This is a genomic window from Rhodococcus sp. NPDC003348 (assembly GCF_053589375.1).
The window spans coordinates 51,865-63,567 of the sequence record NZ_JBSFRT010000021.1 but is presented as its reverse complement, the minus strand read 5'-3'; the positions used below and the strand labels follow the sequence as shown (position 1 = coordinate 63,567).

Annotated in this window: 14 protein-coding genes; 7 read left to right on the top strand and 7 right to left on the bottom strand. The window is 69.6% G+C overall.

The features are described from left to right. Positions 1 to 76 precede the first annotated feature (76 nt). Positions 77 to 766, top strand: coding sequence for an NUDIX hydrolase (locus ACWDU4_RS15495; protein WP_450114789.1), 690 nt, complete (start codon positions 77 to 79; stop codon positions 764 to 766). 16 nt (positions 767 to 782) lie between these two features. On the opposite strand, the gene ACWDU4_RS15490 is transcribed toward ACWDU4_RS15495, so the two are convergent. The 3 genes from ACWDU4_RS15490 to bioB form a co-directional block, all read right to left on the bottom strand. Beyond that, the gene (locus ACWDU4_RS15490; RefSeq protein WP_450114788.1) at positions 783 to 1,397 is read right to left on the bottom strand and encodes a DUF2567 domain-containing protein; all 615 of its coding nucleotides are present in this window, start codon (positions 1,395 to 1,397) and stop codon (positions 783 to 785) included. Positions 1,398 to 1,595: 198 nt separating this feature from the next. Beyond that, positions 1,596 to 1,826 carry a biotin synthase auxiliary protein BsaP gene (bsaP, locus tag ACWDU4_RS15485; RefSeq protein ID WP_450114787.1) on the bottom strand — a complete coding sequence of 77 codons (231 nt, stop codon included), beginning with the start codon at positions 1,824 to 1,826 and terminating at the stop codon, positions 1,596 to 1,598. An 11-nt stretch (positions 1,827 to 1,837) separates the two neighbouring features. Further along, the gene (gene bioB, locus ACWDU4_RS15480; RefSeq protein ID WP_450114786.1) at positions 1,838 to 2,851 is read right to left on the bottom strand and encodes a biotin synthase BioB; all 1,014 of its coding nucleotides are present in this window, start codon (positions 2,849 to 2,851) and stop codon (positions 1,838 to 1,840) included. A 142-nt stretch (positions 2,852 to 2,993) separates the two neighbouring features. Here bioB and ACWDU4_RS15475 point away from each other — a divergent pair, with 142 nt between their 5' ends. Continuing rightward, complete coding sequence (locus ACWDU4_RS15475; protein ID WP_450114785.1) at positions 2,994 to 3,581, top strand: TetR/AcrR family transcriptional regulator C-terminal domain-containing protein; 588 nt, start codon at positions 2,994 to 2,996, stop codon at positions 3,579 to 3,581. 34 nt (positions 3,582 to 3,615) lie between these two features. Here the strand turns inward: ACWDU4_RS15475 and ACWDU4_RS15470 are convergent, their stop codons facing one another. After that, a complete protein-coding gene (locus tag ACWDU4_RS15470) occupies positions 3,616 to 4,137 on the bottom strand; it encodes a hypothetical protein (RefSeq protein ID WP_450114784.1) in 522 nt (173 codons plus the stop codon). A gap of 215 nt (positions 4,138 to 4,352) precedes the next feature. On the opposite strand from ACWDU4_RS15470, the gene ACWDU4_RS15465 reads away from it, so the two are divergent. The 5 genes from ACWDU4_RS15465 (at position 4,353) to ACWDU4_RS15445 (ending at position 8,672) form a co-directional block, all read left to right on the top strand. Then, the gene (locus tag ACWDU4_RS15465) at positions 4,353 to 5,687 is read left to right on the top strand and encodes a lipase family protein (protein ID WP_450114783.1); all 1,335 of its coding nucleotides are present in this window, start codon (positions 4,353 to 4,355) and stop codon (positions 5,685 to 5,687) included. 98 nt (positions 5,688 to 5,785) lie between these two features. Then, positions 5,786 to 6,892 (top strand): lipase family protein, encoded by a 1,107-nt coding sequence (locus ACWDU4_RS15460; protein ID WP_450114782.1) that lies wholly within the window; start codon positions 5,786 to 5,788, stop codon positions 6,890 to 6,892. Between the two features lie 58 nt (positions 6,893 to 6,950). Next, a complete protein-coding gene (locus ACWDU4_RS15455) occupies positions 6,951 to 7,748 on the top strand; it encodes a lipase family protein (protein WP_450114781.1) in 798 nt (265 codons plus the stop codon). Then, positions 7,748 to 8,239, top strand: coding sequence for a pyridoxamine 5'-phosphate oxidase family protein (locus ACWDU4_RS15450; RefSeq protein ID WP_450114780.1), 492 nt, complete (start codon positions 7,748 to 7,750; stop codon positions 8,237 to 8,239). The genes ACWDU4_RS15455 and ACWDU4_RS15450 overlap by 1 nt, the downstream gene beginning before the upstream one ends. Before the next feature lie 16 nt (positions 8,240 to 8,255). Next, positions 8,256 to 8,672 carry a DoxX family protein gene (locus ACWDU4_RS15445; RefSeq protein ID WP_450114779.1) on the top strand — a complete coding sequence of 139 codons (417 nt, stop codon included), beginning with the start codon at positions 8,256 to 8,258 and terminating at the stop codon, positions 8,670 to 8,672. A gap of 61 nt (positions 8,673 to 8,733) precedes the next feature. Here the strand turns inward: ACWDU4_RS15445 and ACWDU4_RS15440 are convergent, their stop codons facing one another. The 3 genes from ACWDU4_RS15440 to ACWDU4_RS15430 form a co-directional block, all read right to left on the bottom strand. Continuing rightward, complete coding sequence (locus ACWDU4_RS15440; RefSeq protein WP_450114778.1) at positions 8,734 to 8,898, bottom strand: hypothetical protein; 165 nt, start codon at positions 8,896 to 8,898, stop codon at positions 8,734 to 8,736. Positions 8,899 to 8,985: 87 nt separating this feature from the next. Beyond that, positions 8,986 to 9,747, bottom strand: coding sequence for a succinate dehydrogenase/fumarate reductase iron-sulfur subunit (locus ACWDU4_RS15435; protein WP_450114777.1), 762 nt, complete (start codon positions 9,745 to 9,747; stop codon positions 8,986 to 8,988). Beyond that, the gene (locus ACWDU4_RS15430; RefSeq protein WP_450114776.1) at positions 9,744 to 11,693 is read right to left on the bottom strand and encodes a fumarate reductase/succinate dehydrogenase flavoprotein subunit; all 1,950 of its coding nucleotides are present in this window, start codon (positions 11,691 to 11,693) and stop codon (positions 9,744 to 9,746) included. Before ACWDU4_RS15430 ends, ACWDU4_RS15435 begins: the two co-directional genes overlap by 4 nt. Positions 11,694 to 11,703: the final 10 nt, after the last annotated feature.

Below are 11,703 nucleotides of genomic sequence, written 5' to 3'. Positions count from 1 at the left end.
CGAAGCCGTGTCGCTGGTAATGCCGGGGGGCTGCCCGGATTTCCGTTTCGGGGGTTTTCGACTTAGGATCGAAAACGTGCCCAATGGTAACACCCTTCACGAAGTGCTCACCGCGGTGTTCCAGGTTCGCAATGTGAACGACAATCCCGAGCTGTGCGTGCTGCTCTGGCAGCGCGCCCTCGAACCCGAACGCGGCGCCTGGTCACTGCCCGGCGGACTGCTGCGCGACGACGAGGACCTGAAGACCTCGGCGCGGCGGCAACTCGCCGAGAAGGTCGACGTGCGGGAGGTCGCGCACCTCGAACAGCTGTCGGTGTTCTCCGATCCGCACCGGGTGCCCGGCGTCCGGCTGATCGCCTCGACATTCCTCGGCCTCGTCCCACTCGACGCCGACCCGGACATTCCCCCGGACACCGCCTGGCATCCGGTCTCGGCTCTCCTCCCGACCGCATTCGATCACGGTGTCGTCGTCGAGCACGCCCGCACGCGACTGGCCGCGAAACTGTCCTACACGAACATCGCGTTCGCGCTCGCGCCCGACGAGTTCGCGATGTCGACGTTGCGTGAGATCTACTGCGCGGCTTTGGGTTATCAGGTGGACGCGACGAATCTGCAGCGCGTCCTCGGTCGGCGCGGGGTGCTGGTCGCGACCGGCGCGACCGCCGCTCCCGGACGTTTCGGCGGCCGTCCGCCCGCCCTGTACCGGTTTGCCGAGTCGCGGTTGCGCGTCACCGACGAGTTCGCCGCGCTGCGGCCCCCCACCTGATCCCGCGAGAGGGCAGTTATCGGGGCAACGGCCGCGACGCGACGTCGGCAGGTGCACGCTCGACGGCGGCGGAGGGGGCGGTGCGACCGAGATCGGGACGCGAGCTGAGCGAGACGAGCAGCAGGTACACCAGCGACGCCGCGAACGGTTGCGCGATCAGCGCCATCATCGTGCCGAGCCCCGGCGTCGCGGGCACGATCTGCCCCAGTTCGAGATCCTCGACCCCAGGGAAGCGCAACCGGGCCACCCCGAGCCCGACGACCGCGGCGGCGGATGCGCCGACCACGGAGCCGACGACCAGCCCGATCACCTGCGCGACTCCGCGGTGCGCCCGCCGCGTCCAGACCGCGACCGCCGACAGCACCCCGAGGATCGCCCCCAGGCACAGGAACAGCGCAACCGCGTCGAACTGGTGACCGCTCTCCCCCGTCAACGACACGGCGCCGCCACCGGAGACGACCAGGAAGTGCTGTGCGGGCACGAGCAGACCCCAGACGATCCCGGCGAGCGCGCTGACCACGACGATCCCGACGACGACGCGGGCGGCCGCGGCCGTGTCGGCCCGGCGGGTCCGGCGCTCCGCCGCGGTGGGCGCGTGCTGCGCATCGGGTGTGTCGGTCTCGGTGGTCACGATCATCCACCTTAGAGGTGCACCGCGAGGTGCCACGCACGACGCGGACACGGCTCCGGATCGTGCGCGCCGGACCTCACGAGCGCGAGGGCTTCGGCTCGGGCCGTCGGCCGGGGCGTCCCCTTCAGTGCGCTCGGCCGGGGCGCCCCCCCTCAGTGCGCTCGGCCGGGGCGCCCCCCTCAGTGCGCCCCGGCCTGCTCAGCGCCGCTCGCCCTCCGTGGAGTCGCTGACCCCGTGACGCGAGCATTTGGCCCACCAGCCGTCGGGACTGACCTGCACGATCATCCGGCGACCGCAGTGCTCGCAGAAGCGGGGCGGCTCGAGCCCCATCTCCGCGGCGGCGGGCACCGAATCCGGGACGCCGGGCACGATCCGCAGCCCCGTGTACGGGTTGTACCGCTCGGCCACATCGGTGACAGGCGTGTCCATAGCGGGTACTCCTAGATGGTCTGGTTCAGGGCCTTGATCGGCATCTGCAGTTCGCCGAGCAGGTCCAGGTCGGATTCGGCGGGACGACCGAGGGTGGTCAGGTAGTTGCCGACGATGACGGCGTTGATGCCGCCGAGGATGCCCTGCTTGGCGCCGAGGTCGCCCAGGGTGATCTCCCGGCCGCCGGCGAAACGCAGGATCGTCCGCGGCAACGCGAGCCGGAATGCGGCCACGGCCCGCAGCGCGTCGGCCGCAGGCAGCACCTCGAGGTCGCCGAACGGGGTGCCGGGGCGGGGATTGAGGAAGTTCAGGGGCACCTCGTCGGGCTCGAGCTCGGCCAGGTTCGCGGCGAACTCGGCGCGCTGTTCGAGACTCTCCCCCATGCCGAGGATGCCGCCGCAGCAGACCTCCATGCCGGCCTCACGGACCATCCGCAGGGTGTCCCAACGCTCCTCCCAGGTGTGGGTGGTGACGACGTTCGGGAAGTGCGACCGGGAGGTCTCGAGGTTGTGGTTGTAGCGGTGCACGCCGATCGCGGCCAGCTGGTCGACCTGCTCCTGGGTGAGCATGCCGAGCGAGCACGCGACCTGGATGTCGACCTCGCCCCGGATCGCCTCGACACCGGCGGCGACCTGCGCCATCAGCTTCTCGTCGGGCCCACGCACGGCCGCGACGATGCAGAACTCGGTGGCGCCGGTCTTGGCGGTCTGCTTGGCGGCCTCGACCAGGCTCGGGATGTCGAGCCAGGCGGCGCGGACCGGGGACGCGAAAAGCCCGGACTGCGAACAGAAGTGGCAGTCCTCGGGGCAGCCGCCGGTCTTGAGCGAGATGATGCCCTCGACCTCGACCTCCGGACCGCACCACTTCATGCGCACGTCGTGCGCGAGCGAGAGCAGGTCCTCTAGCCGATCGTCGGGCAGCTGCAGCACCTGCAGCGTCTGCTCCTGGGTCAGGCCCTCACCACGCTCGAGGACCTGCTCCCGCGCGATCGCGAGGATGTCGGTGCGGACGGGGGCCTGGGTCACGGGTAGCTCCTGAATGCCGGGCGAGTGTTCCGGTCGCGAAGTGATTAGCTCGACGAACTTGAACACCGTACAAGTTGAACGGCGTTCAGGTTAGGGTCGTGGTGAAATGGTGTCAACCAACACCGACGGAAACGGACAACACGTGCAGCTGCGACGAGCCGACGTCCTGGCCGGGGCGATCACCATCCTCGACGAGTACGGCCTGGGCGACCTGACCATGCGCAGGCTGGCCACCTCGCTCGGCGTGCAGCCCGGCGCGCTGTACTGGCACTTCCCCAACAAGCAGACGCTGCTGGCGGCGATCACCGACGACATGCTCGGCCGGGTGTCCGGGCCGATCGACGCGTCCGCGTGGGACGAGCGCCTCGACGTGCTGGCACACCGCATCCGGGACGCCCTGCTCGCCCACCGCGACGGCGCGGAGCTGGCGGCCGCCTCCTACGCGGCACGACTGGCGACCAACGACGCCCGCGACACCCTGGCACGGTCGTGCACCGAGGCCGGACTGCCGGCCGACGAGGCCGAGTTCGCCGCCGACACGCTGCTGTTCTACATCCTCGGGCAGACGACGGACGAGCAGTCCCGGATGCAGATGGACAGCCACGGCGCACTCACCGAGGACGCCTCGCCGCTGTACGACAGCACCAGCGGCACAGCGCGTTTCGACTACGGACTGAGCCTCTTCGTGGACGGCGTCCGCAGCCGGCTCGGCGAGCACGCCCGGCGCTGAACCGCGCCCGGGCGCACCGGATCTGCCGGGCGGGTCAGTCGGACCCGGGGAACGCTCCCGGACCCGGCTCGACCGCGCAGAAGCTCTGCCCGCACCACGGCCCGACACGGACCCAGCCCGCGTCGAACAGCACCCTGTCGTAGATCCCCGGCTCCCACCGGGCCACCGAGTCGAATGCCACAACCGCGACCTCGTCACCGTCATCTCCACTGACGACGCGGATACATCCGTACGTGCGCGCACGCTCGAGCGGGTCGGGGCTCTCGACCCAGCGGGTCTCGCCCTCCGGGTCGATGACGGCGGTGCACTCCCCCACGGGCACACCTCTTTCGGCGCGCTCGACCTGCGTCACCTCGGCAAGCGACCCAGCGGCTCCCGACAGTGCATCCATTGCCACGGCGAGCGCGGCGGCGGCCTGGTCGAGCTGAGCACCGACGGCCTCGCGGTTGCCGAGATCCTCTGCGGCGGAACGCAACCGAGTGATCAACTGCGCCACCTCGCGCACCGTCTCGATCGACTCCGCGACGCCGAGCTGCACGACCCGAGGATCGATCACTTCGTCACCGCCACGAGCGCGGAGCAGGGCTCGCGGTCCGGTCGTCCGGCCACGTGGAAGTGCATCTGGATCGTTCCTCTCGCCGGCGGCGAAGCCGGAACACCTCGCTCCGGGTATGGAATCACGCACTCGGTCCGACCGGCCGCCACCGACGTGCGGGAGTCACGTCACACAAGGCGCCTCGCACTCGCGATCGGCCGACTACGCTGCCGCTCATGCGCCTGTCGGGAGTCCTCGCCACCCTCGTCGCGACGACCCTTCTCGGCACCGGCGCCGCCGCGGTCCCCACGGCATCCGCACAAGCCCAGCCTGCCATCGACGCGTTCTACACTCCCCCGGACGGATTCGAATCCGCGACACCCGGCTCGATCCTGAGGGAGCGGCCCGTGGAGCTCGCGTCCTACTCCGTCCTGCCGTTCCACGCGGAGGCATGGCAACTCCTCTACCGGACAACCGATCTCGCCGGTGAGCCCACCGCGACAGTCACCACCGTGATCCGACCCTCCGGCGCGCCCGCTCCGGGCGGGCGGCCGCTGCTCTCCTACCAGGTCGCGCACGACAGCGTCGATCCCGCGTGCGGACCCTCGGTCACGATGCAGGCCGGCTCCGACCCCGAGGGCTTCTTCACCCAGGGCGAGATGACCTTCATCACCTATGCCCTGCAACAGGGCTGGGCGGTGTCGGTTCCCGATCACGAGGGTCCCGCGGCACGCATCGGCGCACCGCGCGAGCCCGGTTACGCGGTCCTGGACGGCGTCCGGGCCGCCGAGCAGTTCGCGCCGCTCGAACTTTCCGCGTCGGGCACACCGGTGGGACTGTGGGGCTACTCCGGTGGCGGACTCGTCACCGGCTGGGCCGCGCAGCTGCAGCCGTCGTACGCGCCGGAGCTGAACATCCGCGGCGCCGCGCTCGGCTCACCGGTCCCGGACCCCGTCGCCATGAACCACCTCAGCGGGACGTTCTGGGCGGGTCTGCAGTTGATCGGAATCGCAGGCACCCGGCAGATCTTCCCGGAGGCCGCGCGCGAGATCGACGCGCACCTCACCCCGGCGGGTCGGGCCGCCCTGGACGAGATGGGTGACCAGTGCGTGATCGCTACCGTCGCCTCGAACATCCTCCGGGACAACAGCCCCTACCTCACGGTCCCGTACGCGCAGCTGATGGAACTGCCTGCGATCACGGCCGCCGTGCGGGAGATCAAGCTGGGCTCGGCCGCTCCCATGGCGCCGGTGTACGTCTATAGCGCCGTAACCGACGAGATCGTCCCGATCGGCACGGTGGATCACCTCGTCGATCAGTACTGCCGGGGCGGCACGCCGGTCACCTACCGACGACACGAGACCGGACTGCACGCGACGGTGCTCATCACCGGCGCCTCGGACACGCTGAACTGGCTGCGCGACCGGCTCACCGGCGCTCCCACCGCACCTGGATGTGACATCGTCAGCACGCCGTCGACGCTGCTGTCGCCCGGCGCGGCTCAGACCTACGCCGAGACCAACCTCCGGCTCCTCGAGTCTTACACGGGTGCACCGATCGGCCCACGCTGAGCGCTCACCCCCACCTACATCGGGCCGATATCAAGACGAATCCAAGAAGAAACCAACATGATTCGTCGCGCGGCGCCCCCCGTGGTCCACTGAGAACCGTGCTCACGCGACTCGCGACGGCAACCCTCGCCGCACTGGTGCTGGCGACCTCGCCCTCGGCGGCCACGACGACGGTCGCCCCGGGTGAGGTGGCAGCGGTCCGCGCACTGCCCGCGGAACAGTGGATCCCCGGCGCGGTCTCCGGTTCTGCACTGACCTACGGCACCCTCGGCGCGCAGAATCGGCCCGCGATCAGCACCGGCGCGGTGTTCCTTCCGTCGGGAACTCCCCCGCCGGGTGGATGGCCGGTGCTCTCGTGGGCACACGGTGCCGTCGGCATCGCGGACGGCTGCGCACCCACCGTCACCGGCAAGATCGGAGGACCCTACCTGGGTCGATGGCTCGCGCAGGGCTACGCGATCGTCGCGACCGACTACGTCGGCCTCGGCACCGAGGGCGTGCACCCCTACCTGGACGGGGCGTCGGAGGCGCACGCCGTCGTCGACATGGTCCGCGCCGCCCGTGCCGTGGAGCCGAGCCTGTCGGACCGGTGGGTGACGTTGGGCCAGTCCCAGGGCGGGCAGGCGGCGATGGTGGCGGCCACGATCGCGACCTCCTACGCACCGGAACTCGACTACCGCGGCACGGTCGCACTGGGTGTGCCGTCGAACATCGAGAACCTCGCGCCCCTGGGCGGCCCGCTGTTCCCGCCGCTGCCGCTGACCGGAACCACGGTGTTCATCTCGTACGTCCTGGCGGGACTGCGCGCGACGCGCCCGGACGTGGACGTCGACTCGTACCTGAGTGCGCGCGGCACAGAGGTTCTCGCGCAGGCGGAACAGCTCTGCTACGAGGAGGCGGCCACCGCGATCGGCACCACGTCGATCGGCGCACTGTTCTCGCGCCAACTGGACGCGCCCATCCTGGCCGCGCTCCGCGAGATGCTGGCGATTCCGCTGCGCGGCTACGATCGGCCGCTCTTCCTGGGGCAGGGCCTCTTCGACACGATCGTCCCCGCGCCGTTGACGTTCAAGCTGGCCGCCGACCTGGCGGTGAACGGCCAGCGGTTCACCTTCAAGGTCTATCCCAAGGATCACCTGCAGACGATGCTGGCGTCCGAAAGCGAGGCGAACACGTTCGTGCGGACCCTGTTCGCCCCGGCATGACCCGACCGGGTGGCCCGGTGCATCTCGTGCCGCCGACCACCGCGACGAGGAGCCGACCATGACACTCGATCCTCTCGACCCGACCACCGCAGTGGTGCTCGGCCCCTTCGTGGAAGCCACCTACGCCCAGTTCCGCGCCCACCCGCACGACCCGCGTCCCGCGACCGTCCCACTGCCCGCCGGATTTTCGCTGGTGCGCACCATTCAGATGAGTGATTTCCTGGTGGGCCCGGCGATACCGGAGTTCTACGGCTACCTCGCGATCGGGGGTACGCCCGCGATGCAGGTGATCGCAATCCGCGGCACCGTCACCCCCACCGAGTGGTTCGACGACCTGCACTGGGACCGGGTGCCGTTCACCTCGGTGGCGAACGGGGGCACCGTCGCCGAGGGTTTCCACGACATCTACTCGACGATGACGACGGCGGCGCCCGGCCAGCCGGGCACCATGCCGGGGATCGCCGGGCTGAGCGTGGCCGTCGACCCCGACGTTCCCCTCGCGGTCACCGGGCACAGTCTCGGCGGCGCGCTGGCGACGATGCTCGTGGTGGACCTGTGGGCGAACACGACGTTGCGGCCACAGGCGTGGACCTTCGCCTCCCCCAAGGTCGGCGACGCCGCCTTCGCCGCCCGCTATGCCTCGCTCAGCGAGGTGTCGTGGCGGATCTACAACATCGTCGACCTGGCACCGTGGATCCCGGTCGACACAGAGGGCGACTATCAGCACGTCACCACCGGATACGCGCTCAACTCACTGAGCTACGCCCGGTGGAGTGTCGGGTGTGCGCACGCGATGAACACCTACCTGCACGGTCTCTCGCCGGCCGTTCCACTCGACCCCGCCTGCAGGCCCTGATGACCACCTGGCAGGAGTTCACCGCGGCCGCACCGCTCGTGTCGGCAGTGTTCCGCCGCCGCCACCGCGCCACCGGCAACCTGTGCATGCTGGCGACGCTGCGCTCCGACGGGTTCCCCCGCATCAGCCCGATCGAACCCCGGGTGTTCGAGGGCGAACTGTGGATCGCCGGTATGCCGGACACCACGAAGTTCCGGGATCTGGGCCGCGATCCCCGCTTCTGCCTGCACACCGCGACCGTCGATTCGATGGTCGGCGACGGTGACGCGAAACTGTGGGGCACCGTCCACGACGTGCGGGATCCGCAGCTGCACCAACGGTTCGCGACGGCACTGTTCGAGGAGACCGGATTCGACCTGCGGGGCAGGGAGTTCCGCCCGTTCTACGCCGCGGACATCACCGGTGCGTCGGCCGTCGAGCTCGTCGATGGCCATCTCGACATCACGATCTGGAGGCCGGGCGAACCCGAACGCGTCGTTCGCAAGCACTGAACACAGGAGGTGGACGATGGACATCGTCGTTCTGATCGGTCGGATTCTCTTCTGCGTGTTGTTCCTGACGTCGGGCGCAGGTCACCTGACCCAGTCCGAGGCGATGGCCCAGTACGCCGGGGCCAGGGGCGTGCCGGTGCCCCGGGTCGCGGTCCTGGTGTCGGGTGTGGTCCTGGTCGTCGGCGCGCTGAGTGTGCTCCTCGGGGTCTGGGCCGACCTCGGGTCGCTGCTGCTCGTCGCCTTCCTGGCGCCGACCGCGCCACTCATGCACGCGTTCTGGACCGAATCCGATCCGGCGGCGCGGCAGACGGAGATGGTCCAGTTCAACAAGGACGTGGCGTTGGCAGGCGCGGCACTGATGCTGTTCGCGTTCTTCGCGCACACCGGCGATCTCGGACTGACCATCACCGGGCCGCTGTTCACGATCAACTGAGCGCGAACACTCGAGCTCCGCGGCCCGAGACCTCGGCGACGGGGCCGCCCGAGCCACCAGTTCAGTGACCCGGGTCGGCCACCACCGCCGAATGCGATGCGGGCGACTGGAACACCGCGTTGTCCGGGAAGTCGACGCCCGCCGAGACCAACGCGGCGGCTCCCCACACGCACGCCCCGAGAAAACCCGCACTGACGATCCCTGCAACCAGCGACTTCACCTTCACGACACCCTCCTGCAATGTGACTGCGCTCACAGTACTGATGGCGGGGGTGTTCGTTACCGATTTTCACAAACTCGGCGCCGCCGGACGTCAGGTCCCGCCGCCACCCCTGCGGAACAGCTTGTTTCCGAGCCACACCACGGGGTCGTAGCGGCGGTCGACGACGCGTTCCTTCATCGGGATCAGGGCGTTGTCGGTGATGCGGATGCCCTCGGGGCACACCTCGGTGCAGCACTTGGTGATGTTGCACAGCCCGAGGCCGTGCTCGGTCTGGGCGACGTCGCGGCGGTCGGCGACGTCGAGGGGGTGCATCTCGAGTTCCGCGATCCGCATCAGGAACCGCGGCCCCGCGAAGGCGGCCTTGTTGTCCTCGTGGTCGCGGACGACATGGCACGTGTTCTGACACAGGAAGCACTCGATGCACTTCCGGAACTCCTGCGAGCGCTGCACGTCCACCTGCGCCATCCGGTACTCGCCGGGCGCCAGATCCGAAGGCGGCGTGAAGGACTGGATCTCCCTGGCCTTCGCGTAGTTGAACGACACGTCGGTCACCAGGTCGCGGATCACCGGGAACGCGCGCATCGGGGTGACGGTGACGACCTCGTCCTGCGCGAACGTCGACATCCGGGTCATGCACATCAGCCGGGGCCGGCCGTTGACCTCCGCCGAGCACGATCCGCACTTGCCCGCCTTGCAGTTCCACCGCACGGCCAGGTCCGGGGCCTGGGTGGCCTGCAGACGGTGGATGATGTCGAGGACCACCTCGCCCTCGTTCACCTCGACGGTGTAATCGCGCAGATCGCCGCCACCGATGTCGCCCCGCCACACCCGGAATGCCGCCTGGTAGCTCATCGCTCCTCCCCCTTCCCGGGATGCTCGGACAGTTCGGCGTCCGTGTAGTACTTGGCCACCTCACCGAAGTCGAACAGCGCGAACAGATCCGAGCGCATCGGCTCCTGCGGCTCGGGCGCGACGGTGACGTCGGGGACCACCCGGCCACCGGCGTCCGCACCGCCGACGAGGCTGCAGACCAGCAGCGTGTTGCGCCACGACGCGTCCATGCCGGGGTGGTCGTCGCGGGTGTGCCCGCCGCGGCTCTCGGTGCGCAGCAGCGCCGCCTTGGCGACGCACTCGCTGACGAGCACCATGTTGCGCAGGTCGATCGCCAGGTGCCAGCCGGGGTTGAACTGCCGGTGCCCCTCGACGCCGACCGACTCGATGCGTTGCCGGATCTGTTCCAGTTTGTCCAGCGCGGAGCGGATCTCGGCGTCGGTGCGGATGATGCCGACGAGGTCGTGCATCATCTGCTGCAACTCCAGGTGCAGGGTGTACGGGTTCTCGGCGACCGCCCCGTCCGGCGGCGGGTCGAACGGGGCGAGGGCCATCGCGGCGGCAGCGTCGACGGCGGACTGCTCCACCTGCGGTCTGCGGGTGAGGGATTCGACGTAGGTGGCGGCCCCGAGGCCGGCGCGCCGGCCGAACACCAGCAGGTCCGACAGCGAGTTGCCGCCGAGCCGGTTGGAACCGTGCATCCCGCCGGAGCACTCACCCGCCGCGAACAGTCCGGGCACACCGGACGATCCGGTGTCCGGGTCGACCTCGATGCCACCCATCACGTAGTGGCAGGTCGGCCCGACCTCCATCTGTTCCTTGGTGATGTCGACGTCGGCCAGTTCGAGGAACTGGTGGTGCATCGACGGCAGCCGCCGCACGATCTCGTCGGCGGGCATCCGGGAGGCGATGTCGAGGAAGACCCCGCCGTGTTCGGTGCCGCGGCCGTTCTTGACCTCCGAGTTGATCGCCCGGGCGACCTCGTCACGGGGCAGCAGGTCCGGGGTGCGCCGGGCGCTGTCGTTGTCCTTGAGCCACTGGTCGGCCTCGTCCTCCGTCTCGGCATACTGGCCCTTGAACACCGGGGGGATGTAGTCGAACATGAACCGTTCGCCGTCGGAGTTCTTCAGCACGCCGCCGTCGCCGCGCACCCCCTCGGTGACGAGGATCCCCTTCACGCTCGGCGGCCACACCATGCCGGTCGGGTGGAACTGGATGAACTCCATGTTGATCAGCTTGGCGCCGGCCCGCAGCGCGAGCGCGTGCCCGTCACCGGTGTACTCCCACGAGTTCGAAGTGACCTTGTAGGACTTGCCGATTCCGCCGGTCGCCAGCACGACCGCAGGCGCGGTGAACAGCACGAAACGCCCCGACTCCCGCCAGTACCCGAACGCCCCGGCGATCGCCCCGCCGTCATCGGCGCCGTCGCTGCGAAGCAGTTCGGTGATCGTGCATTCCGCGAACACCTTGATCCGGGCCTCGTGGTCACCCGTGGCCGCGAAATCCTCCTGTTGCAGCGAGACGATCTTCTGCTGCATGGTGCGGATGATCTCCAGGCCGGTGCGGTCGCCGACGTGCGCGAGCCGCGGATAGGTGTGGCCACCGAAGTTGCGCTGGCTGATCCGGCCGTCGGGGGTGCGGTCGAAAAGGGCGCCGTAGGTCTCGAGTTCCCACACCCGGTCCGGCGCCTCCCGGGCATGCAGTTCGGCCATTCGCCAGTTGTTGAGGAACTTGCCGCCACGCATGGTGTCCTGGAAATGCACCTGCCACGAGTCCTTGGGATTGGCATTGCCCATCGCGGCCGCACAGCCACCCTCGGCCATCACGGTGTGTGCCTTCCCGAACAACGACTTGCACACCACTGCGACGCGCAGACCCCGCTGGCGGGCCTCGATCACCGCCCGCAGTCCGGCGCCACCCGCCCCGATGACCACCACGTCGTAGTCGTGCCGCTCCAGCTCGGCCACCGGCGCTCCC

Coding starts and splice junctions, on each gene's coding strand:
- bsaP (WP_450114787.1), bottom strand. CDS start 1,826: ATGGACACGCCTGTCACCGATGTGGCCGAGCGGTACAACCCGTACACG.
- ACWDU4_RS15465 (WP_450114783.1), top strand. CDS start 4,353: ATGCGCCTGTCGGGAGTCCTCGCCACCCTCGTCGCGACGACCCTTCTC.
- ACWDU4_RS15455 (WP_450114781.1), top strand. CDS start 6,951: ATGACACTCGATCCTCTCGACCCGACCACCGCAGTGGTGCTCGGCCCC.
- ACWDU4_RS15450 (WP_450114780.1), top strand. CDS start 7,748: ATGACCACCTGGCAGGAGTTCACCGCGGCCGCACCGCTCGTGTCGGCA.
- ACWDU4_RS15445 (WP_450114779.1), top strand. CDS start 8,256: ATGGACATCGTCGTTCTGATCGGTCGGATTCTCTTCTGCGTGTTGTTC.
- ACWDU4_RS15435 (WP_450114777.1), bottom strand. CDS start 9,747: ATGAGCTACCAGGCGGCATTCCGGGTGTGGCGGGGCGACATCGGTGGC.